The organism is Paenibacillus oryzae (assembly GCF_001675045.1).
GTDB lineage: Bacteria > Bacillota > Bacilli > Paenibacillales > Paenibacillaceae > Pristimantibacillus > Pristimantibacillus oryzae.
This window is the reverse complement of sequence record NZ_LYPA01000024.1, coordinates 1-23392: the sequence shown is the minus strand read 5'-3', so window position 1 is coordinate 23392 and position 23392 is coordinate 1. Positions and strand designations below refer to the sequence as shown.

Genomic DNA, 23392 nt, shown 5'->3' with positions numbered 1-23392 from the left:
TTATATCATTATACAAGCGGTTGCACTAGGTTAAAGTTATGCCGCCTCTGATTTTTTCCGCCAGCTCGTCGATTTTTCTCAATCGGTGATTAACGCCGGATTTGCTGACCTTGCCGCCCAGCATCTCCCCTACCTCCGTCAGGTTGGAATCGGGATGCAGCAGCCTGATTTCCGCTACCTCGCGCAGCTTATCCGGCAAATTTTCCAAGCCGATTTCTTTTTGAAGAAGCTTGATGTTATCAATTTGGCGCACAGCCGCGCCGATTGTTTTATTCAGGTTAGCCGTCTCGCAGTTTACAATCCGGTTAACCGAATTGCGCATATCGCGCATAATTCTAACATCCTCAAACTTGAATAACGCCTGGTGAGCCCCGATAATATTCAGCAGCTCGATTATTTTTTCGCCTTCCTTAATATAGAACACAAACCCTTTTTTCCGTTCAATGCATCTGGCGTTTAAATCAAATTTATTCGCCAGCTCCACCAGCGCTTCACAATGCTCCTGGTACATGGAAGCGATTTCCAAATGATACGAGGAGCCCTCCGGATTGTTGACCGAGCCACCTGCCAGAAATGCGCCTCTCAAGTAAGAACGCTTGCAGCAGGGCTTGCGAATCATATCCTTGTCTATGCCTGCGCTGAACAGAAATCCTTCCGATACAATGCGTAGCTCCGCAAGCACCTCTTGCACCATGGAGGGCATTCTGACGATGTACACATTATTTTTTTTGAGCCGCATTTTTTTGCGCACAAGAAGCTCTACATGAACATTAAAATGCTTCTTCACAAGCGAATATATTCTTCTTGCGATAGCGGCATTTTCTGTGGAGATGTCAAGAACGACCTTGCGGCTGGATAAGCTGACTGAACCGTTCATCCGTATAAGCGCCGACAACTCAGCGCGCTCACAGCATCCGTCCGCTTCAATCAGGGTCAGTTCCTTTTTTGTCTGCGCCGCAAAAGACATTCTGCTTCACCTCTTTCGTAACATCCAGTTTTCCACAAGCTTATAAATATGATGACTCAGCCGCTCCGCATCATGCCTCAGGAACGTCCTGAATAAAACGAGACGGTCGGCGATGACCTTATACCCCCGCCGCGTCACTTCATCAATATCCAGATGAACAGCCTTGGAACCCAGCTCTGCGTATTTGCTCTCCACTTGTGGAGGAATTTCTCCGTCGTTGACAATAACATAATCAAATAAATGATGGCCGATATGATCATGAATGGCATCCAGATGGTCGCTTACGGAATAATTATCCGTTTCGCCAGGCTGCGTCATCACGTTGCATACAAACAGCTTAACCGCTTCCGATTGAACGATCGCTTGCGCCAGCTTCGGCACAATCAGGTTTGGCATAATACTGGTATATAAGCTGCCAGGCCCAATGAGAATAGCATCTGCGCTTTCAATCGCTTCTACTGCCTCCGGCAGCGGCTCCACGTCAGCCGGTTCCAGGAATACGCGCTTAATACGCCTGCCTGCTTTAGGAATCATGGATTCCCCCGTAATGATGGTGCCGTCCACCATTTCGGCGTTCAGCACAATCGCCCGGTTCGCGGCAGGGAGAACCATGCCTCGTACGGCAAGCACTTCGCTCAGTCGTCGTACCCCTGTTACAAAATCCCCGCCGCTAATATCCGTCATGGCGGCCAGCATCAGATTGCCCAGGCTGTGTCCCGCAAGTCCTGTGCCGCTGTTGAAGCGGTACTTCAACACCTCGGTAAGCAGCGGCTCTGCGTCCGCCAGCGCCATCAGCACGTTTCGGATATCGCCTGGGGGCGGAATCTGCAGCTCGTTGCGCAATACGCCTGAGCTGCCTCCATCGTCCGCCACCGTTACAATCGCCGTAATGTCCAGAGGCTTTTCTTTAAGCCCCCGCAGCATGACGGATAGTCCCGTACCGCCGCCAATGACAACGATTTTGGGACGGCGGACTATTTTTTGAATACTCTGCATCCTCTCACCTCGCGTCAATGCTTATCCCGTTCGGAATCGCGATGGCTGACGCGCACACGCTCCGTATCGCTGCTGCCGAGCATCCGGCCCAAATATTCCGCTATTGCGACAGAACGATGCTTGCCTCCCGTACACCCGATGCCAACAACAACCTGGCTTTTCCCTTCCTTGCGGTACAACGGAATGAGAAATTGCAGCATATCCAGAAGTTTGGTCAAAAACTGCTGCGTCTCCGGCCACTTCATGACATAGTCGTATACATCGGGATGTTGTCCCGTGTTCGGCCGCAACTGCTCCACATAATGGGGATTCGGCAAAAAGCGTACGTCATAGATCAAATCCGCATCAATCGGAATGCCGTATTTAAACCCAAAGGAAGTCACATTAATGGAAAGACTGCTTTGCTCCTGATTGGTAAAATGGGAAATAATGCGTTCCTTGAGCTGAAGAGGCTTAAGCTTGCTCGTATCAATGACCTGCGAAGCCGAACCCTTCAAATCCTCCAGCATGCGGCGCTCAGCATGGATCCCCTCCAGGGGAAGGCCCTGCTGCGCAAGCGGATGCCGTCTCCGGCTTTCCTTATACCGCTGAACAAGCACATCATCCGTAGCGTCCAGGAACAAAATTTCGCAGCTGATCGTATGATGATCCTTGATATAAACCAATGACTCCGCCAGTGCCGTAAAAAATTCCCGTCCGCGCAAATCAATGACAAGCGCAACCTTCCCGATTTTGCCATTGGACTGTTCAATCAGCTCCGCAAATTTCGGGATAAGCACCGGAGGCAAATTGTCCACGCAAAAAAAGCCGAGATCCTCCAGACTTTGAACCGCAATCGTTTTTCCCGCACCCGACATGCCGGTTATAATGACCAGCTTGGCCAGCGTAGCTGATGTATCCATAGAAAGCACCTGCTATCCTCTTAGAATAAGTCCTGCCGCTCCTACAACACCGGCGTCATTGCCCAATACGGCCGGTACAATGCGCACGCCTTCCTTCGCCTGATCCTGCGTATATTTCTCGAATACCTCGCGAATTTGGTCAAACAGGAAATCTCCCGCTTTGGAAACGCCCCCGCCAACAATAAAATATTCCGGATTAAGCACAATCGCCATAATAGCCATCGATTTGCCCAAATAATAAGCAGCTCGGGATACGATGCGGCTTGCAACCTCATCGCCGGCCTTGGCGGCGTCAACAACGTCCTTCGCCATAATGTTTTCGACCTGGGACAATGAAGTGCGGTCGCCCCGAGCCACTGCATCCTTGGCCATGCGAATAATGCCCGTAGCAGAGGATACCGTCTCCAGACAGCCCATCTTGCCACAGCCGCATTGAATCGCTTCCAGATCCGGCACGATTGCAATATGGCCAAGCTCACCCGCCATGCTGGCGAAACCTTCCACGATTTTGCCGCCGATAATAATACCGCCGCCCACGCCTGTTCCGAGTGTATAACATACGCAATCGGACACGCCGCGGCCCGCTCCGGCCCACGCCTCGCCCAGCGCCGCCACGTTGGCGTCATTGTTGATCTTGATTGTTTTGCCCAGCTCTTGCTCCAGGATACCCTTTAAATCCGTATTTTCGATCTTCAGGTTAGCGGAAAATTTCACATAACCGGCCGGAATGTCGAGAAAACCCGCAATGCCGATGCCTACGCCGTCCACCTGCTCCCATTCATAAGGAGATTCCTCCACGATCGCCCGCGCGTACTTTGCAATATTGTGAAGGATCGCATCCGTTCCTTTGCTCACTTCCGTATCGCCTTCATACGTGCCCAGCAGCTTACCTTCAGAATCGCAGATGCCTACCTTAATTGTAGTGCCGCCGACATCGACTCCAACATAAATCTTCTCAGACATTCCCTGCCACCTCATTTATAAAGTTAACGTTCTCTGTTCCCACTATAAGGGTTGTAACTGCTCCGGTCAAGCGAACAGAAAGCCTCTACATAGCCCTAAAAGCAGGGGCTGCAGCCCGCGGCTATATGCCTTTTCGGGTGCAGCCCCAGGTCTAGCGCTAGGCGCAATTACAAGGATTGACTCCAGTCATGCGTGATGCTGCCTTCCAGGAATCGCTCGCAGTCCAGCGCCGCCATACAGCCGCTGCCCGCCGCCGTGATCGCCTGACGGTATTTGCTGTCCTGCACATCGCCGCAAGCGAATACGCCTGGCACATTGGTTTCCGATGTTCCCGGCTTCACCTTGATGTAGCCGTGCTCATCCGTCTCCACTGCTCCTCCAAGGAACGCCGTGTTCGGCGTGTGTCCGATTGCAACAAATATGCCGTCCGTTTCCAAAACCTCTTCTTCGCCGGATGTGTTGTCGCGGACCTTGAGGCCTGTTACGCCCATGCCCGTCGCCACAACCTCAAGCGGTGTTTTGTTCAGGCTCCAGCCAATTTTTTCATTTTCGCGGGCGCGGTCCTGCATAATCTTGGACGCACGCAGCTCATCGCGGCGATGGACAAGCTCCACGCCCGTGGCAAACCGGGTCAGGAAGTTGGCTTCCTCCATAGCGGAGTCGCCGCCGCCAACCACGATGATTTTTTTACCTCTGAAGAAAAAGCCGTCGCAGGTTGCGCAAGTGCTCACGCCTTTGCCTACATTGTCCCTTTCCCCTGGAATACCGAGATATTTAGCGGATGCCCCTGTTGAAATAATAACGGATTCACCAATCATTTCTCCGTGACCGTCCACCTGCAGTTTAAAAGGGCGCTGGCTCAGTTCGACGCTTTCGACCCAGCCCGTTACAAACTTGGCTCCGAAGCGCTCCGCTTGCTTGCGCATATTGGCCATCAAATCCGGCCCCATAATGCCCTCGGGGAAACCGGGGAAATTTTCAACCTCGGTTGTTGTCGTCAATTGGCCGCCCGGTTCCGGACCTTCAATAATGAGCGGATTCATGTTGGCCCGCGCCAGATAGATAGCGGCCGTCAGACCTGCTGGGCCTGTGCCGATAATAATGGACTTGTACATGTTCCTCACCTCATCTTCATGATATAAACGTTACAAACGTTGTTCTAAACGGCCGTTTTGGAGAAGCATGGCTGACGTCATGACCGGCATTAAACAACGTCGAATACGAAACAAAGCCGTAATAAGCATATGCCCGCAACTGTGTAATCTGTCCTGCTTTGAGGTTTAGTGTTTAGCGGTCACATTTGTCCGTTAAAGCCCGAAAACACTGAAATCTCTTTCAGCAACGGTCACTTCTGTCCTTTAGAGGACAAAAAGTGTGATTTGGTAGGTGAAAATGAGCTGGAACGGTCGCCAATGTCCTTTAGAAACTGATTTCCTGTACAATGAAGCTTGTAAAGGTCACCGATGTCCGCAAGCACACAGTTCGTTCCGCGTTCGGAGGATTACCCAAGTAAGGCCGCCTCTGCAAGCGAGCCGCCATATTCACTTCAAATCCTGGCCAAAAAAGACCGAGCTGATGCTCTTCATCTTTTCCTTGATTCCGCATACGCTGTCGATCAGCTTGACATGCTTGCTGACGGTAGCAATTGAAGTTCCGTACCTTACTGAAACTTCATGGTACGATATGGCGCGCCTGTGCATCTTTGCCGTCAAATATTCCAGCGCCGCCGCCCAGCCCTCCGGCTTCGACAGCTTAGGCACATCGGGATAAAGACGGGTCAGAAACTCCACCCATAACGTCATCATATCATGCTGCTGCACCAAATCATAATGCTTGCTCATCCGGCTGATAGCCGCTTGAGCAACGGCCTCCCATTTGTCGTCCCACTCCGGCAGCCGGGACGGCATCTGGCGCGGCTCGATAACGGCGGCTTTGCCCTCCAGCACCGCATGCAGCGGCTCCTGGACACCGATGGTTCTCAAAACAAACACCGCTATATTTTTCAAATAATCGTCTTCGTCGGGCTCCAGCAAAAACGCGCGCAGCACATCCTTGACCTCGTTGTCGGCAATCATGCCGAACGCCTGAATGACCTGCAGCTTCGTGCTTTGATCGCCATGCCGCAGCGCCCAGAAAAACGATGAGCGGACAAGGGGATCGCGCTTCAAATGATCCGGCATGCCGTCCGACGATTTCTCCCACAGCTTGAACTGCTCCTCAAAGGGCAAATGATAGTGGTAGCTTACCGCCGGACCCCCGTTCCCGGAACGGATCAGTTCCAGCTGGCTCATATAATAATGAGGAATACCCGATGCAGGATCAAGCTTCAACGTTGATTTCCACAACCGCTCCGCTTCGTCGTAACGGCCGATATTACAGGCCGCAACGGCGGCGTAATGATAGAGACAGGGGTCCTGATGCACTTCTCCGTCCTTCAATAAGCGGATAAAGTGGCGGTAGGCAATGCCGTGTTCTCCCAAGATCCCCATAGTAGTCGCCAGCTTAAACACATGCTCTTGATGAAAAGGCACAGTTTTCACCAGCAGCTCCAACAGCCCCGCCAGCTCATCCGTATTGCCTTCATGCTGATAGAAAATAGCCAGATTGCAAAGTGCATGCAAATTGCCCGGCTCATGCTCCAGCACGCCGGCAATGGACTCCATAGCTTTGTCAAACATGCCCATATAATAATAAGCAAGCGCCAGATTATTGCGGGCTGCCAGAAATTCAGGCTGCTTCTCCGCAATGCTTTCCAGAATGCGCACCGCTTCTGTAAACTTGCCTTCCTCCAGCAAGGCGCGAGCCTGGTCATGCTCCACCATGCCCTCTCTGGATTTAATATTCGTCAGCGTCATGGGCCGCTCCAGCTCGTAATGAAGAAGCTCCATCATTTCTTCCGCTTCATCCAGGTATTGCCCCTCCGGGTCTTCCTGCAAATATTGAACAAGCGAACCTTCTGCCGCCTCGTACATTTCCATGTTGGCATAATTGTTCGCCATATAGAAGTGACATTCCGTCATCATCGGATCTAATTCATCCAGAATCCAGCCAAGGATCCGATTGGATTCCTCGTAATTGCCCATCTCCGACAAAATCCCTGCCATATTGCAATGATTGACGGGATTGTCCGGCTCATATTCAATCGCCTTGCGAAAATATTTAAGTGCCTTGTCGTAATGGAACCGGTCCAAAGAGCGCACCGCCCGCTCGAAAAAAAACGTGGCGTCCCATTGGATGGATATGATTTTTGCTTCTCCGCCTGCAGCCGCCGCTTTTTTTTCTTTCACTTGCAAGGCACCTCCTTTTTAACGATTATAACATAGCCGCCGCAACTCCACAGAAAAGAATATGTGGCAAATCGCGGACAGCACAGGGCCGTCCGCGATTTTTTCACGGGAAAAACTATGGAATTATATTTATTTCCGGTTAAACGCCTTTGTTCTTGAAGAGGGTGCTGATGGAGCCGCCATCCAGAATAATGCGCGTCGCTTCCGCCAGAAGCGGCGCCACCGACAAAATTCGGAATCGGTCCGGCGTTGTCTCCGGCAGCAGAATGGAGTCCGTTACAATGACTTCCTTGATGCTGGAGTGATCCAGACGCTGAATCGCATTGCCGGAGAAAAGAGGATGAGTGGCGCATACGTAGACGTCTTCTGCTCCCCGCTCCTTCAAGCTTTCCACAACATTTACGATTGTTGAGCCCGTATCGATAAGATCCTCGATAATAATCGGCGTTTGCCCCTCGACATCCCCGATGACATGCGTAATGGATGACTCATTGTGCGCGGGACGTTTCTTAATCATGATGGCGAAGGACGTATCCAGATAATTGGCAAGCTTTTCGGCTGTCGAAGCGCGTCCGGCATCCGGCGATACAACAACCGGATTCTTAATATTTTTGGATTTCAGATAGTCGCTGATGAGATCCAGCGCCGTCATATGATCCACTGGAATATTAAAGAAGCCTTGGATTGCCGGGGCGTGCAGGTCGATCGTAATGACGCGCGTCGCTCCTACCGTCGTCAGCACATCCGCCAGCATTTTTGCCGAAATTGGCTCCCGCGGCGCAGCCTTGCGCTCCTGGCGGGCATAGCCGTAATAAGGCATGATAATATTGACCGTGCGTGCGGATGCCCGCTTCGCCGCGTCGATCATGACCAGCAATTCGACAAAATGCTCGTTGATGGGATGCGAGAACGACTGAACAAGAAAAACATCGCAGTTCCGAATCGTTTCTTCATAGTGGACGTAAATCTCTCCGCTCTTGAAACGTGACAATTTGATGGAACCAAGGTTCAGACCAAGCTCTGCACTAATCTTTTGAGCCAGCACCGGATTTGATGAACCCGAAAAAATACGTACCTTGTCGCTTAACATGATACCCTCCTGAGCGTTTCAACCAAATAATTTAAAACTTCGATCAATGCTTACTGTCCTATTATACATACATTTGTTGAGATTTCAAAAAGGTATTGTTAATATTTTCGACAAATCACCGCATTTTATTGGTGGTGGGCTTGCCATCGCGCTTCGCCAGCTCGCTCATAATGTCGTCAAGCGGCAATCCGCGCTCCTTAAGCAATACCATGAGATGGAAAATAAGGTCGCTGGCTTCGCTGCGCAATTCGTCGTTATCGGCATTTTTGGCAGCGATAATAACCTCGGCTGCTTCTTCGCCGACCTTTTTCAATATTTTGTCCAAACCCTTGTCAAAAAGATAGGAGGTGTACGTGCCCTCCGGACGTTCCGCGTATCGCTCCGCAATGACGGATTCCAGCTTGCCCAGCACCTCGAAGCGGTCTCCGCCCTCCGCATTGGCGTCTTGAGAAGCCTCGCCGGATACCGGAATATCATTGAAGAAGCAGCTGTATTTGCCCGTATGGCATGCCGGCCCCTTCTGCACCACCTTAACTAGCAGCGTGTCGCCGTCGCAATCGTAGGCCATAGATACAATACGCTGGGTATGACCACTGGTCGCTCCCTTGTTCCACAGCTCGTTCCGCGAGCGGCTCCAGAACCAGGTCGTGCCGCTCTGGATCGACAGCTGGAGCGATTCAGCATTCATATACGCCATCATCAGCACTTCCTTGCTGACAGCATCCTGCACAACGGCCGGCACCAAACCGTCCGCTCCCCACTTGATTTTCAGTCCGATATCCAAACCAACTTCCGTCATCGCACCTCTACTCCTTTTGCACGCAAATCGTCCTTCACTTCGGCAATCGTCATTTCCTTATAGTGAAAAATGGTGGCTGCAAGCGCCGCATCCGCATTCGCCTCGCTGAACACCTCGCCAAAATGGTTGATGGAGCCCGCTCCGCCGGATGCAATGACAGGTATGCCGACACGCTCGGATACCGCCTTCGTCAACGCTATGTCAAAGCCGTCCTTTGTGCCGTCCGCATCCATGCTGGTCAGCAGAATTTCGCCAGCTCCAAGCTTCTGAATGTCGGAGGCCCATTCCAGCGCGCGGATGCCGGTGGATTGTCTGCCGCCGTGCGTGTAGACCTCCCACTCGCCCCACTCCGGATTATAACGCGCATCAATGGCAACCACGATGCATTGCGAGCCAAACTTTCTCGCTCCCTCGGACACCAGAGCCGGATTGCGCACCGCAGCTGTGTTGATTCCGATTTTGTCCGCGCCCGCCCGCAGCAGCCGCTTCATATCGTCCACATGAGAGATACCGCCGCCAACGGTAAAGGGAATCGTAATTTCTCCCGCCGTCCGCTTGACGACCTCGATCATGGTGGCTCTGCCCTCTACCGAAGCTGAAATATCCAGAAAAACCAGCTCGTCTGCGCCTTCGCGGTCATAGGTAGCGGCAAGCTCCACGGGGTCGCCAGCATCGCGCAAATTAACAAAATTGACTCCTTTTACAACACGTCCGTCCTTTACGTCCAGACACGGAATAATTCGTTTAGCTAACATGCGCCTCTCCCTCTCTTCCCGTCAACCGCAAAAAATTGCCCAGCAGCTTCATGCCAAGCTCTCCGCTTTTTTCCGGGTGGAACTGCATGCCGAACAGACTCTCCCGTCCAACTATCGCGGTGACATCGCCGTAATAGTCGCAGGTTGCCAGCAAATCGCCCGCTTGCCCCGTCTTGACGTGAAACGAATGGACAAAATAGACATGTCCCTCTTCCAGTCCTTCCAGCAGCGGCGAGTCTGCTTGCCTGAATTGCAGTTTATTCCAGCCCATATGGGGAATTTTGAAATCGCCGCTAAAGCGCGTCACTTCGCCCGGAAGCAGGCCCAGTCCTTCATGGCTTCCATATTCCTCGCTTTTATCAAAAAGCAGCTGCATGCCAAGACAGATGCCAAGCAGCGGCTTGCCTGATCCTGCATAAGCCTTCGTTACGGCATCAAGTCCGGTTTCCCTCAGGTTCTCCATCGCGTCGCCAAACGCCCCGACCCCGGGCAGGATAGCTCCGTCAGCCTCCGCGATAACCGCTGGATCAGCCGTAACAACGGCATTGTAGCCCAAACGCTCAACCGCTTTGCTCACGCTGTGCAAATTGCCCATGCCGTAATCGATGATCGCGATCATCCTACAGCACTCCCTTCGTGGAAGGCACTCCTTGCACGCGCGGGTCGATGATGGTCGCTTCGTCAAGCGCCCGTCCCAAAGCCTTGAACACCGCCTCGATTATATGATGGGTATTTTGTCCGTAATGCACAATAACGTGAAGCGTGATGCGGGCTTCCAGCGCCAGCTTCCACAGAAATTCCTGCACCAGCTCTACCGTAAAGCTTCCCACCTGTTGGGACGGATACTCAGCCCGGTACTCAAAATGCGGACGGTTGCTAATATCCACCACCACTTGCGCCAATGCTTCGTCCATCGGCACAAATACGCTGGCATAACGCTTGATGCCTCGCTTATCGCCCACAGCTTTGCGGAATGCGTCGCCCAGGCAAATGCCGATATCCTCAACCGTATGGTGATCGTCAATTTCGATGTCGCCTTTGGCATCCACCTGCAAATCAAATTGCCCGTGCTGCGCAAACAAATCCAGCATATGGTTCAGAAACGGCACATCCGTTTCCAGCTTGCTTTTGCCGCTGCCATCTACCGCAAACGTCAACTTAATATCAGTTTCGTTTGTTTTGCGCTCTATGGATGCCGAACGAATCTCTTTTTCACTCATGTCAATCCCTGCTTTCTAAAAATAATAGTGTAACTGCATTGACTCGTCGACTGCTTACAGTCATGTATTCCCTTAATCCGTTGGCTTGCCGCAGCTGATGGTTATTGCCCAATCGCTTATCAAATCAGCGCTAGCAAGCCAGCGTTAGAAAGGGAACATTTTTTTAATGAATGTCCCGTTCTTTTTCCAGACGAATCTCGATCGCCCGTGCATGACCCTCCAGGCCTTCATGGCGCGCCAGCGTCATAATTTTGTCTCCGTTCGCCATAAGCGCTTCCTTGCTGTAGTAGATCAAGCTGGACTTTTTGAGAAAATCATCGACGTTAACAGGCGAAGAGAACCTGGCCGTGCCATTGGTTGGCAAAATATGATTAGGTCCGGCGAAATAATCGCCAACCGGCTCCGAGCTGTACGGTCCCAAAAAGATCGCTCCCGCATTTTCAATATAGGCCAGCAGCTTCATGGGGTCTTCCGTCAATATTTCAAGGTGCTCGGGAGCAAGCTGATTGACTACGTCGATGCCTTCCGCCAGCGTTTCTACCAGCAGCACGGCGCCGTAGTTGTCGATGGAGCTGCGGGCAATCGCCTGACGCGGCAGATCCGCCAGCTGGCGCTCCACCTCTGCCGCTACGGCATCCGCCAGCTCTCTGGACGGCGTAACCAGAATGGAGGAAGCCATTTCGTCATGCTCTGCCTGGGAGAGCAAATCCGCGGCAATATAAGCGGCGTCCGCGCCAGCATCCGCCAGCACCGCGATTTCGCTCGGTCCGGCAATGCTGTCGATATCTACAACGCCAAAAACGGCTCTTTTCGCCAGGGCGACATAAATGTTGCCGGGACCGCAAATTTTATCAACCGGAATAATAGTCTCAGTGCCATAGGCCAACGCGGCTACTGCCTGCGCGCCTCCAACGCGGTAAATCTCCTTGACTCCCGCTTCCGCAGCGGCGACCAGAATGAAGGGGTCTATGCCCTCCTTGCCGCCTGTTGCCGGAGGAGTCACCATTACGATTTCCGGCACGCCGGCAACCTGCGCCGGTATGACATTCATCAGCACGGAAGACGGATACGCCGCCTTCCCGCCCGGCACATATACGCCAACCCGCTTTAGCGGCCGCATGATTTGTCCCAGAAGCGTACCGTCCGGCTGCAAATCCATCCATGAATTGCGCAGCTGCTTTTCGTGGAATTTGCGTATGTTGGCCGCAGCCTCCCTTATTGCAATAAGGAACGCTTCATCCACCAGCCCATAGGCCGCATCAATATCCTCCTGTGTAACACGCAGTTGGGAGGCCGTTAGCCTGGAGCCGTCAAATTGCTCAGTAAAGCGGAGCAATGCCGCGTCGCCCTCTTTTTTGACGCCATCAACTATGTCAAGCGCTGCCTTGTTTTGCTCCGGCGTGCCGTATTCCACTTCCCGCTTCAAGCCAAAGTCCTTTGGAGACATGATTCTCATATCCGGTCTCTCCCTTCATTTGAATCCATTCAAGCCTGGCTTAATACTGTTTTTAATTTAGCGCTTGGTTGCTCACAATAATCTCTTGCAGCCGGTCGCACAGGCTTTGAATCCGGTCGTTTTTTAAACGGTAGCTGACCCGGTTGGCGATCAGGCGGCTTGTGATGCCGAAAATGGATTCCATTTCGACCAGTCCGTTTTCTCTTAACGTTTGTCCCGTCTCCACCATATCCACAATCCGATCGGCCAAGCCAATAAGAGGAGCCAGCTCGATAGAGCCGTTCAGCTTGATGACCTCCACCTGCTGTCCACGCTCCCGAAAATAAGCCGATGCTACGTTTGGATATTTAGTTGCGACCCGGGGATGAATCGTTGGTTTCCAATCCGCCAGGCCGATGACGGACATCCGGCATTTGGCAATGCCGAGATCCAGCAGCTCATATACATCCTTGTTTTCTTCCATGAGCACATCCTTGCCGACAATACCGATATCCGCAACTCCGTATTCTACATATGTCGGTACATCGACGGGTTTGGCCATAATAAATTCCATTCCCGCCTCCGGCAGCTCAATGATCAGCTTTCTTGTATCGTCAAAATCGCTAGGTATCGGAAGGCCGGCTTCACGAAACAATTTGGAGGCTTGCTTGTATATGCGGCCTTTAGGCATAGCTACCTTCAGCAAGTCAGACCCTATTCCGCTCATGATGTGGTTCCTCCCTTCGTACCCTCAGCGGGCAAATAAACAGCAAGACCGGTATAGCTCAAGCCTTTGTAGAGGAATGGCGTTGCCGCCCCGTCAAGCCCGGAAGGCAAGGAATCGGCTTTCTCCGTAACAGCAGCTATGCCAAGTCCGCGCAGACGCTGCGCTTCCGCCAACGCCTCGCGCCGCCCTTTTTCATTGTAAACAAGAAGAGTACGCTCCTCCTGCTCCGTCTCCTCTATCCCAAGCAGCTCCAGCACGCGGGTTGTTTTGATCGCAAAGCCGGTAGCAGGAGCCGGACGCCCGAATTGGGCAAGCAAATTGTCATAACGCCCGCCGCTGACAACGGGAAAACCAAGATCGGCGGCATACCCCTCAAACGTCATGCCTGTATAATAGGAGAAATCTCCAATCATCGTCAGATCAATCAATACATGCTCGCAAACGCCATAGGCATCCAGAACATCCCAAATCTGGCATAGCTGCGTAATCGCCTTTTGCGCCTCTTCGCCTCCGCCAAGCTGCTGCGCCTGACTGCAAATCTCCACGCCGCCGCGCAGCCGGAGAATGCTTTCCAATTCGCCTTGTACAGCGTCTTCCAGATTAAAGCGCTTGAGCTGATCGCGGTACCCGACATAATCGCGTCCAAGCAAACAGGACTTCAGCGTTTCCTGCGCATCGTTCCGGTCCTTCAGCAGCTCTCCGAACAAGGCATTCAGAAAACCGACATGACCAATCGCAATTTTAAAGCGTTCCGCGCCTGCGGCCTTTAACGAAGCAATAGCCAACGCTACCACTTCCGCATCCGCTTCCGGCGAGGAGTCTCCTACCAGCTCAACGCCCGTCTGAAAAAACTCGGCGTCTCTTCCCGATTCCTCCTCAATGGAGCGAAAAACATTGGAATGATAAGAAAGCCGCAGAGGAAAATCAGACTCCCGCAGCAACGACGAAACGACGCGGGCAATCGGAGCTGTCATTTCGGAGCGCAGCACCAGAGTTGTTCCACGGTTATTTAACAGTTTATATAGCTTGTGATCCGAGGTGGAGCTGGCAACGCCCACTGTATCGTAAAATTCCATCGTAGGAGTCATAATCTGCTCATAGCCCCAGCCTTGCATGCAGGCTAAAGCTTTATTCTCAATATAACGCAGCTTCTTGACAGCCGCTGGCAAGTAATCCTTGACGCCGGCAGGCTTCTCGAACATCTTTGGCTTCGTCATTTAAAATCTCCCTTAGTCGCTTTAATATATTAAAGTGCTACCATGTTACCATGCTAATAAAATAAAGAATGTAGAGCATATCTTAGCACGGGAAGTGCTATTCGTCAAGCTAAGACAGCGACAGCTGAACCGTAGGCCAGTTTCAATAGAAGGCTTAACCAACCTCTGACATGACGGCAGCAAAAATGTCCCTTGGCGGGCTTCGCGGCGTATCCGCTTCCTCCTGTCCAAGAGACATTTTATGGCTGGCGCCTCTCTTTAAGAAGCTGGGCATTTTCCATCTCCATCCGAAATCTGTCTACGACTAATATCTTTTATCTACTGTCTTTCATCTACTGTCCTTCATCTATCTTACCGTCCACCTGATTTGCCGCCCGCTTCAGAACCTGCATGGGGTTCCCCCCAACAAAAGCGCCGGGCGGTACATCCTTATGGACCAGCGTGGCAGCTGAAACAACCGCACCATCGCCGATCGTAACGCCTGGCAATATCGTGCAATTGGCTCCAATCATCACATCATCGCCAATGATCACATCGCCAAGCCGATATTCGCGCACCAAATATTCATGCGTCAGAATCGTAGTGTTATACCCGATAATACTGTTCCGCCCAATGGTTATCCGCTCCGGGAAAAAGACATCCACCATAGCCATCAGCCCAAAGGCGGTATATTCCCCCACCTTCATACCCAACACATGGCGATAAATGCCGTTTTTCCAGGATAATACGGGACAATATCTCGCCAGCTGAATAAAAATGAAATTACGAACGCCTTTTACAAAGCTGACACTTGAATAAATTTGCCACAACGAATTTGGCCCCTCAACGGGATAACGCTCTACCTTACGCACGAGCTTCCTTCTCCAGCCCGGCCAAGGCATACAGCTCTCTCATATCGTCGATAATGTAATCCGCCCCCGCTTCCCGCAGTATCTCGGCCCCTTTTAACGACCAAGCAACCCCGACGGCCGCAACGCCGGCGGCAACCGCCGACTTCATGTCCACCGCACTGTCGCCAACCATCAACGCTTGAGACGGCTCCACGCCGAGCTGCTCCAGCGCTTTAAGCACCGGTTCCGCATGCGGCTTGGGATTCACAACGTCATCAACCGTCACGATTGCGTCCACGTAGTTGTTAATGCCAACAAAGGCCAGACCTTTTTCTGTTGTAAGCCTGATTTTTGTCGTTACAACACCTATCCGGATGCCTGCGTTATGCAGCTTCTCCAACACTTCATTAACAAAAGGAAAAGCCCGCACGTATTGGTCATGCAGCCGCAAGTTCACTTCACGATAAGCCTTAATCAAATGTCCAACATCCTGCTGGCCCGAGAAGTGCTTCAACTGATCCTCCAGAGTCAGCCCCATATGAGGAATGATGTGCTCCTTCCCAAAGCCGGGAGGCACAATTCCTTTTAACGCCTCCATGAAGGAGGTCATAATTAATTCATTCGTATCCAGTATCGTGCCGTCCAAATCAAATAAAACCGTGTTGTATGCTTTCATCTTGAAGTTAGATCCTCCCAGTTGTTGCGTCTTCGCCTGGCCGCGTTAGTTAGTCCCCACCTCCGCCGTCGCCGCCGCTATCGGAACCTCCGTCACTTCCGCCATCATGGCTGTTATCATCGTTGCTTCCCGTTTTTTTGCCGCTGCCTAACTTATGGCTAGAAACACCGGATGAAGTATCCACAGCCGATGAAGAATAATCAGCGCCTTGACGTTTGGAGCCTTTTTTGTTTTTGGTAACCTCCGGCTCGGCATTACGTTCCGGCTTGGTTGATACTATGGGATCGCTATACCGAACATTAGCCGCTCCAGTCATACGCCGAACAACTATGAATACAATAGCTGCTACAATTAACAACAACGCCACCAGTTGCGAAATTCGGATATTCCCGTAAGCCGGGTCCAAATAACCCGGTTCAAAAACAACCGTCATCGGCGACCATAGCCCGCGCATCATTTCAGCCAGCCACTGCGGGCCGATAAAGGCCAAGCTATCAATGCGGAGCGCCTCAATGTAAAACCGTCCAATGGAATACCAGATAAAATAGGATGCCATCAGCTCCCCTGCACGGAGAAACCTTTGCCGCCTCAGCAGGAACAGAATCCCTAATCCAACCAGGCTCCAGAGCGATTCGTACAGAAAAGCGGGATGGCGGAAGGCTCCATCAGGCACGGCAGAATCAACAATATACATATTGTTGACGATAAACGAAGGAAGGTGCAGCGTGTCGCGCAAAAACGACTCCTGAACAGGAGCGCCATAAGCCTCCTGATTCATAAAGTTGCCCCAACGGCCAATCATTTGGCCTACCAAAAGCGATGGAACCGAAATATCTACAATCCGCCAGAAGCTATAACCCTTATAGCGGGAGTAGATAATACCGCATATAAAAGCACCGATTATAGCGCCGTAGATGGCTATGCCGCCATTCCATATTTTGAATACGTCAACGAAATTTCCCTTGTAGTCCTCCCACTTGAAGGCAACATAATAGATCCGGGCTGCGATAATGGCCGATGGCGCGCCAAAAAGCAGCAAATCCATAAAAAATTCCGGCTTTATGCCAAAACGTTTTCCTTCCTGTACCGCGAGCAGCAGGCCAGCTAGGGCAGCTAGTCCCAGGATGACGCCATACCAGCGTACCTCCAGGCCGCCCAGTTGGAAAAAAATTGGGTTAATCGCAAACGTATGCATCTTTTTTATCTTCTCCTTGCTATGTAAGGTTGATTGCGGCCAAAATCATGTCAGGAAACATCCGCGATCATCAATCGTAATCATCCATGTCGTCCGCGATTGTTTCTGTCAGCTTGTTCGTAAACTGCAGCGCCGCATTGTATCCCATCCGTTTCAAACGGAAGTTCATGGCGGCAACCTCGATAATAACGGCAAGATTTCGTCCGGGACGTACCGGAATCGTCACTAAAGGCACATCTGTATCAATAATTCGCGTTGTTTCCTCATCCAGTCCCAGCCGGTCATATTGCTTGTCTTGCTGCCAATTTTCCAGCTTGATGACAAGCCCGATCCGCTTCTGCGTCCGGACAGCCCCTGCACCAAACAGCGTCATAGCGTTAATAATGCCCAAGCCGCGAATTTCGAGCAAGTGGCGGATCAGCTCGGGAGCTGTACCGTGCAATTGCCCGTCCGAGGTTTGACGGATTTCAACCGCATCGTCCGCAACCAGCCTGTGACCGCGTTTAACCAGCTCCAGGGCCGTTTCGCTTTTACCAATGCCGCTACCCCCGGTAATCAGCATGCCAACACCATAAACATCGACCAAAACGCCATGAATCGTAGCCGTTGGCGCCAGCTTGCGCTCCAGAAAATCCGTGATGCGGCTGGACAAAATAGTAGTCGCCACATTGCTTCTCAGCACAGGCGTGTTAGTGGCATTGGATTGATCTACCAGTTCCTTCGGCGCTTCCAAGCCGCGCGTCAAAATAATACATGGCGTCTCCTCATGGCACAAACGAACCATACGGCTATTTCGCTCTTCGCTGTCCAGCATGTTCAAAAACGATATTTCCGTCCGCCCTAGCAGCTGTACGCGCTCGCTTGGATGATAGTGGAAGTAACCTGCCATCTCCAGACCGGGACGATATAAATCATCAACTGTAATTTTACGCTTCAAACCATCTTCACCCGAAATAATCTCTAGCTGAAAATGCCGCACAAGCTCAGAAACCTTTACTTTTTTCGGCAAGGTTAAGCCTCCTCAAGCGCTGTTGTCTGCACTAGCGCCGTTATTATGTATGATAGCATTCCGCCTGCGGACGGAATCCCTATTTCCAATGTCTTCATCGTAATGCAAAAAGGCGCCGAACGCAACGTTTCCGCTACGGGCGCCTTTCACAATATTGCCGCAACGCGGCTTTAGAGAACACCCGAGGGGCTAAGGACACGAGGCTTGGTCATTCTGCACATTTCCAGACATTCCTTAACTTCTGTTAATGACGAACAGGATTCCATTTGGATCCGGTTCAGCAGCAGTTCTATTTCTTCCGTGCTTTTTGCGAATATACCTGCCCCAGCCAGTGCCTGCCCCATCTCTTCAGCATTTATGCTTCCATTTATGTCAGCCAGTCTCGCACTTGCATCCTCCGCCAAGCTGGCAGCTTCTCCCGACAGCGGATAATGCGGATCGTTCCACAAGTCAAAGATGCTGCCGCCTTGCGCATTCAGGCATATTTCCGGAGCCATCAGCTTAAGCGCACCGCTGATAACGGCGCCTTCCTCAAGCCTCAAACGCAGCCTGCTGGCAGTCGGGGATACCAGCACATTCCCATAACCCCCGCTTAACGACAACGGACCGGACAAGTGTACAGCCACCTCCGTTGAGCTCGCATCACCCTCCAAATGCACATGTAGCAAATGGCTTTGCAGCAAAATAATTTCCTCGCCATGCTCGGCGCAGCTCCTGAATGAAAGAACTGATTGTCCGCTGTTATTCATTTCAAATCCCTCTGTCCCGGTTGCAGCTATGGGGTCTCCTGCGATGACCAGCGTTGTCCCAGCTACCTTTACGCTGTCCAGAAGCGTAACTCCGCCAGAGGGAAGATGAATAACGAGATCGCCATCCACTTCGATATTTTGCAGAGTAAACTCCCCTTCACCCTTAATAATAAGAAGAGCTTTATCCCCGGCCACAATCAGTTTCCCGTCACTTGGTCCCGCCAATATTCCTTTTTCATTACTTGAGGCTTCAACTTCCAGTTTGCCATTAAATAACCCAGGCTCTTTAAACCAGCGCACAGCCGAACTGTAGCCTTCCGTTCTCCGTCCCACTACCCCATCGCCATTCATCGCATAGCTTATTGATTCGTTATGCATGCGTTATCCCCCTTACGCAGCTTTATCAACAAAAAAATGAACCGCACTCATTCAGCACGATTCATTCTACCATGTTCGATTTCAAAAAAATGTAATCCAGCATACAAAAAAATCATTATTCAAGTGAAGCGCAGGCCTTCAGCTCTTCGGGGTCCGTAATGGTAATTTGCTTGCGAATGATTTGGATAATGCCTCTATTCTGCATGTCCGACAATATTTTGGTGACTGTTTCTCTTGTTGTTGCCGTCATATCGGCGATTTGATGGTGCGTCAGCTTTAATGGGATGACGTATTGGCCGGTTTGCTCCTCGCTCAACCGAAATAAAAGCCTCGCTACTCGAGAGTTTGCCGAGTTGAAGGCAAGATCCGCTATTAACTCGTTAGCTTTTCGAAGCCTCTCCAGCGTCGTATTTAATATTTTTATAAAAATATCCGGCTTCTTTTGTAGCAGCTCCAGAAAATGAACTCTTCTTAATATAAACACTTTTGTTTTATCCAATGTACTTGCTGATGCAGAACGAACGCTTTGATCGCCAAATAGCGCCATCTCGCCAAAATAATCATGCGCATGAAAGACGGTAAGGATGATTTCCCTGCCTTCTTCCTGACGATATATTTTAACGGCGCCGGATTGTATGATATAAAGCTCGTTGCCCTCTTCCTTCTCCCAAAACAGATTGCTGCCTTTGTCATATTCCTTAATAACCAACAAAGAAGCAATTTCGGCTATCTCTTCTTCACTTAACTGTTCGAACAGCGGGAGTTTTCTTAAAAATAAAATCTCCTTCATTTTGCCGCTCCTTTCATCAATTCTGGCTAGCAGCAGCAATTCCTATTATAGCATATAATCCCACTACATTCCGATAGATACAGAAAGAGCCTTCGGAAATCCGAAGGCTCCTTCACCCTTAATGAGGGATTAGTTTTCGTAGATGTTCAGTTCTGTTTCTTTATCGAAAAGGTGAGTTTTGTTCATGTCCAGCGCCAGCTTAACATTAGAACCATCACGTACGCCGGAACGTCCGTCAACACGGGCAATTACAGTGTCAGTACCGATTCCGTTCAGGTACAGGTACATTTCGTGGCCAAGGTTTTCAGCAACCTCTACGTTTGCATTAACAATCGTGTTAGGGGATGCTTCCAGGAATACCGGCTCTTCATGCATATCCTCAGGACGAATACCCAGAATTACCTCTTTGCCAATGTAGCCTTTAGAGCGCAGTGTAGCTGCTCTGCCTTCAGGTACAACAACATCAACGCCGGAAGCTTTGAAACGGACAGTGCCGCCTTGCTCGCTCAAAGTGCCATTTACAAAGTTCATGGAAGGAGCGCCGATAAAGCCGGCTACGAAAATGTTAACCGGATGGTTGTAAAGCTCTTCCGGAGAAGCTGTTTGTTGAATAAAGCCGTCTTTCATAACAACGATGCGATCGCCCATTGTCATGGCTTCGATTTGGTCATGCGTTACGTAGATTGTAGTTGTTTCCAAACGTTTAGTCAGTTTGCTGATTTCCGCGCGCATTTGACCACGCAGCTTGGCGTCAAGGTTGGAGAGTGGTTCGTCCATCAGGAACACTTGCGGTTCGCGGACAATCGCACGACCCAAGGCAACCCGTTGACGTTGACCGCCGGAAAGGGCTTTAGGCTTACGCTCCAGCAAATGCTCAATATCAAGAATTTTAGCAGCTTCACGAACGCGTTTGTCGATGTCTGCTTTTTTGAATTTACGAAGTTTAAGACCAAATGCCATGTTTTGATATACGTTCATATGCGGATACAAGGCATAGGATTGGAACACCATCGCGATATCGCGGTCTTTAGGAGCAACGTCATTGACAAGACGGTCGCCGATAAACAATTTACCCTCAGAGATTTCTTCAAGGCCTGCGATCATACGAAGAGTTGTCGATTTACCGCAGCCGGATGGGCCTACCAATACGAGAAACTCTTTGTCCTTGATATCGAGGTTTACATCAGTTACCGATGCTTTATCGGATCCCGGATATTTTTTGTAAATGCCTTCTAAGCGTACGCCTGCCATGATTTGTTTCCCCCTAAAAAGAATTTTCGATATGCATCTATCTTATCCCACATACGGACAGATGACTATGCACATACTTTACAAAAAAACTAATTCCTTTTCGTAACTTTATACAATAGCATTATAATTTTGACTAATACCGCATCACGGAACTGCCGTACATCAAGCCCCGTCTCCTGCTTCAGCTTATCCAGCCTGTATAAAAGCGTATTCCGATGAATATAAAGCTTCTTTGCCGTTTCGCTAACATTGCAGTCTAATGAGAAAAAAGCATCCAGCGTTGCCTGCATCTCCGTGTCAACGAATAAATCCGCTCTTTTTAGCGATTGCTCCAAATATTTGGCGCGATGCAGCTCCGGTATGGCGTTAAGCAGCCGCTCCAGCTGCATCATCCATGGCAGATGAATGTTTGTGCCAACATGAAACTTTCGGCCAAGATTGATTGTTTCTCGCAGCATCAAGGTTGTTTCAACCATCCCCTGAGACGGAATGACGGGGTGCGTAACCGCCAGATGACATTCGCCAAGCCATTCGCTTGCCAGCATTTCATGCAAACCAGACGCAATCGAAGCCAGGCTGTCCTCAACGCTTTCCTCCTCCGTTCCGTCGCCAGAGTCCGCCTCCTCATCCTTGAGAAGCGACATCGGCGCCCAGATCAGCCATTCCTGGCTTTTGAGCGGGATAAGCAAAACCTCATCCGAAAGAAATGAACGGAGAAGCTTCTCAAGCTCGACGTACCCGGTCCCCTTTGCATTCCCTTGCTCCGCAATAAGAAGAAAAGGCAACATCTCATGATAAAGCCGGCTGCCTACAGTCAAATGATCCGGCAGCGAAAATGCAGGTTTTTCGGCTTCCAGCTGCTTTTGCAGCCATTCGCTTAACTTAAGAGCAAATTTTTCTGATTCAGATATCGAAGGGTTTTCAACACCACTATTTAAATTCCCATTAGCAACCTGTAGGCTCCAGCCCACTAATTTAAGCTCCGTAGATGACAGGCTGTCGCCATGCACCTCGAGGATTTTCAGCTTATCTCCTTCAACATCGGCTACAAACCAGGTAACTCCGTCTCGATTGAGATAATCTCCAGGCCTCGGCTCGCCTCTTATTTCACCTGACGATATTGTTTTCCATTCTTGAACAGTCTTGGTACTAAGCCCAATGGGGCCTTTCAAAATGTGCTGCAGCGGCTTCAACCAATCTGTTGTGCTCATCGCTCTCTGTCCACACTCCATCCAAAACGCTCTTTTCCGCAATTGTACCATAAATGGATGCCTCAGTTCAGCAAACGCTTTGCCGGCCTTATATAAAGAAAACACAAAAAAAGAGAGGGAAACCTCTCTTGACTTTACGTATGAAATAGAACTGGTGAGCCATGAAGGACTCGAACCTTCGACACCCTGATTAAAAGTCAGGTGCTCTACCAACTGAGCTAATGGCTCCTGATGTAGGAAATGGTGGAGGGCGATGGATTCGAACCACCGAACTCAGAGAGAGCAGATTTACAGTCTGCCGTGTTTAGCCACTTCACTAGCCCTCCACATTTGCGATTCCGTCTGCCAATAGCAAAAGAATCAATGGTGGCTCGGGACGGAATCGAACCGCCGACACGAGGATTTTCAGTCCTCTGCTCTACCGACTGAGCTACCGAGCCTAATGATTATGAAATTATAATGGCGGAGCTGACGGGATTCGAACCCGCGGTCTCCTGCGTGACAGGCAGGCATGTTAGGCCTCTACACCACAGCTCCGGATTATAATGGTGGAGGATGACGGGATCGAACCGCCGACCCTCTGCTTGTAAGGCAGATGCTCTCCCAGCTGAGCTAATCCTCCATATGGTAGCGGCGAAGGGGATCGAACCCCCGACCTCACGGGTATGAACCGTACGCTCTAGCCAGCTGAGCTACACCGCCACATGTTCCCGAATAAACATTTCTTACGACGTTCGGGACCGTCTGCAAGATCAGGAAATGACATAACCAAATGTCATGTGCAATTCGTATTATCTTCACGAAGCTTGTCCGCTTAATAATACGTTTTGCGCCCTGAAAACCGGATACGAAAGAATGCTTAACGTTACTTTAGCTGGTGCTTGATGTCTGTATGAACAATCAAGACAATAGGATAAGCCCTCGACCGATTAGTATTCGTCAGCT

The 23392-nt window shown here is 50.8% G+C and carries 22 protein-coding genes and 6 tRNA genes; all 28 read right to left on the bottom strand.

From position 1 onward, the window contains the following. Positions 1-25 precede the first annotated feature (25 nt). The gene (gene whiA / locus A7K91_RS01375; RefSeq protein WP_068678914.1) at positions 26-967 is read right to left on the bottom strand and encodes a DNA-binding protein WhiA; all 942 of its coding nucleotides are present in this window, start codon (positions 965-967) and stop codon (positions 26-28) included. Positions 968-973: 6 nt separating this feature from the next. Further along, complete coding sequence (locus tag A7K91_RS01370) at positions 974-1963, bottom strand: gluconeogenesis factor YvcK family protein (protein ID WP_068678912.1); 990 nt, start codon at positions 1961-1963, stop codon at positions 974-976. Positions 1964-1977: 14 nt separating this feature from the next. Continuing rightward, positions 1978-2865, bottom strand: coding sequence for an RNase adapter RapZ (gene rapZ, locus A7K91_RS01365; RefSeq protein WP_068678910.1), 888 nt, complete (start codon positions 2863-2865; stop codon positions 1978-1980). A 12-nt stretch (positions 2866-2877) separates the two neighbouring features. Next, positions 2878-3828, bottom strand: coding sequence for an ROK family glucokinase (locus A7K91_RS01360; protein ID WP_068678908.1), 951 nt, complete (start codon positions 3826-3828; stop codon positions 2878-2880). Positions 3829-3995: 167 nt separating this feature from the next. After that, positions 3996-4943, bottom strand: coding sequence for a thioredoxin-disulfide reductase (gene trxB, locus A7K91_RS01355; RefSeq protein ID WP_068678906.1), 948 nt, complete (start codon positions 4941-4943; stop codon positions 3996-3998). A gap of 426 nt (positions 4944-5369) precedes the next feature. Next, complete coding sequence (locus A7K91_RS01350) at positions 5370-7115, bottom strand: tetratricopeptide repeat protein (protein ID WP_068678905.1); 1746 nt, start codon at positions 7113-7115, stop codon at positions 5370-5372. 139 nt (positions 7116-7254) lie between these two features. Continuing rightward, positions 7255-8205 carry a ribose-phosphate diphosphokinase gene (locus tag A7K91_RS01345; RefSeq protein WP_068678903.1) on the bottom strand — a complete coding sequence of 317 codons (951 nt, stop codon included), beginning with the start codon at positions 8203-8205 and terminating at the stop codon, positions 7255-7257. Positions 8206-8320: 115 nt separating this feature from the next. Continuing rightward, a complete protein-coding gene (gene hisIE, locus A7K91_RS01340) occupies positions 8321-9004 on the bottom strand; it encodes a bifunctional phosphoribosyl-AMP cyclohydrolase/phosphoribosyl-ATP diphosphatase HisIE (RefSeq protein WP_068678901.1) in 684 nt (227 codons plus the stop codon). Next, entirely contained in the window at positions 9001-9759 is a 759-nt protein-coding gene (gene hisF, locus A7K91_RS01335; protein ID WP_068678899.1) for an imidazole glycerol phosphate synthase subunit HisF, read from the bottom strand. The genes hisIE and hisF overlap by 4 nt, the downstream gene beginning before the upstream one ends. Continuing rightward, complete coding sequence (gene hisH / locus A7K91_RS01330) at positions 9749-10378, bottom strand: imidazole glycerol phosphate synthase subunit HisH (RefSeq protein WP_068678897.1); 630 nt, start codon at positions 10376-10378, stop codon at positions 9749-9751. The genes hisF and hisH overlap by 11 nt, the downstream gene beginning before the upstream one ends. A gap of 1 nt (position 10379) precedes the next feature. Continuing rightward, positions 10380-10979 carry an imidazoleglycerol-phosphate dehydratase HisB gene (hisB, locus tag A7K91_RS01325; protein ID WP_068678895.1) on the bottom strand — a complete coding sequence of 200 codons (600 nt, stop codon included), beginning with the start codon at positions 10977-10979 and terminating at the stop codon, positions 10380-10382. A 163-nt stretch (positions 10980-11142) separates the two neighbouring features. Continuing rightward, positions 11143-12435 carry a histidinol dehydrogenase gene (gene hisD / locus A7K91_RS01320; RefSeq protein ID WP_068678893.1) on the bottom strand — a complete coding sequence of 431 codons (1293 nt, stop codon included), beginning with the start codon at positions 12433-12435 and terminating at the stop codon, positions 11143-11145. 52 nt (positions 12436-12487) lie between these two features. Further along, on the bottom strand, positions 12488-13141 hold the full coding sequence (gene hisG, locus A7K91_RS01315) for an ATP phosphoribosyltransferase (RefSeq protein ID WP_068678891.1): 654 nt from the start codon (positions 13139-13141) through the stop codon (positions 12488-12490). Then, positions 13138-14358 carry an ATP phosphoribosyltransferase regulatory subunit gene (locus tag A7K91_RS01310; RefSeq protein ID WP_068678889.1) on the bottom strand — a complete coding sequence of 407 codons (1221 nt, stop codon included), beginning with the start codon at positions 14356-14358 and terminating at the stop codon, positions 13138-13140. The genes hisG and A7K91_RS01310 overlap by 4 nt, the downstream gene beginning before the upstream one ends. 332 nt (positions 14359-14690) lie before the next feature. Continuing rightward, the gene (locus tag A7K91_RS01305) at positions 14691-15209 is read right to left on the bottom strand and encodes an acyltransferase (RefSeq protein ID WP_156739242.1); all 519 of its coding nucleotides are present in this window, start codon (positions 15207-15209) and stop codon (positions 14691-14693) included. Continuing rightward, positions 15202-15864, bottom strand: coding sequence for a pyrophosphatase PpaX (gene ppaX / locus A7K91_RS01300; RefSeq protein WP_068678885.1), 663 nt, complete (start codon positions 15862-15864; stop codon positions 15202-15204). Before ppaX ends, A7K91_RS01305 begins: the two co-directional genes overlap by 8 nt. 49 nt (positions 15865-15913) lie before the next feature. Next, positions 15914-17059: a prolipoprotein diacylglyceryl transferase gene (gene lgt / locus A7K91_RS01295; RefSeq protein ID WP_082967165.1), complete on the bottom strand. Its 1146-nt coding sequence runs from the start codon at positions 17057-17059 to the stop codon at positions 15914-15916. Positions 17060-17129: 70 nt separating this feature from the next. After that, positions 17130-18068, bottom strand: coding sequence for an HPr(Ser) kinase/phosphatase (hprK, locus tag A7K91_RS01290; protein WP_068678883.1), 939 nt, complete (start codon positions 18066-18068; stop codon positions 17130-17132). Positions 18069-18238: 170 nt separating this feature from the next. Further along, positions 18239-19195, bottom strand: coding sequence for a hypothetical protein (locus A7K91_RS01285; RefSeq protein ID WP_068678881.1), 957 nt, complete (start codon positions 19193-19195; stop codon positions 18239-18241). A 115-nt stretch (positions 19196-19310) separates the two neighbouring features. Further along, the gene (locus A7K91_RS01280; protein ID WP_068678879.1) at positions 19311-19985 is read right to left on the bottom strand and encodes a Crp/Fnr family transcriptional regulator; all 675 of its coding nucleotides are present in this window, start codon (positions 19983-19985) and stop codon (positions 19311-19313) included. Between the two features lie 129 nt (positions 19986-20114). Next, positions 20115-21236: an ABC transporter ATP-binding protein gene (locus tag A7K91_RS01275; RefSeq protein ID WP_068678877.1), complete on the bottom strand. Its 1122-nt coding sequence runs from the start codon at positions 21234-21236 to the stop codon at positions 20115-20117. 89 nt (positions 21237-21325) lie between these two features. Continuing rightward, positions 21326-22447, bottom strand: a complete 1122-nt coding sequence (locus A7K91_RS01270; protein ID WP_068678875.1) for a PucR family transcriptional regulator — start codon at positions 22445-22447, stop codon at positions 21326-21328. A 152-nt stretch (positions 22448-22599) separates the two neighbouring features. Continuing rightward, positions 22600-22675: transfer RNA gene (locus A7K91_RS01265), tRNA-Lys, on the bottom strand. A gap of 13 nt (positions 22676-22688) precedes the next feature. Next, a tRNA-Tyr gene (locus tag A7K91_RS01260) sits at positions 22689-22773 on the bottom strand. A gap of 38 nt (positions 22774-22811) precedes the next feature. After that, positions 22812-22887 (bottom strand) — tRNA-Phe (locus A7K91_RS01255). A 20-nt stretch (positions 22888-22907) separates the two neighbouring features. After that, positions 22908-22984, bottom strand: a tRNA-Asp gene (locus A7K91_RS01250). Between the two features lie 9 nt (positions 22985-22993). Further along, positions 22994-23069 (bottom strand) — tRNA-Val (locus A7K91_RS01245). Positions 23070-23072: 3 nt separating this feature from the next. Continuing rightward, a tRNA-Met gene (locus A7K91_RS01240) sits at positions 23073-23149 on the bottom strand. Between the last annotated feature and the right edge of the window lie 243 nt (positions 23150-23392).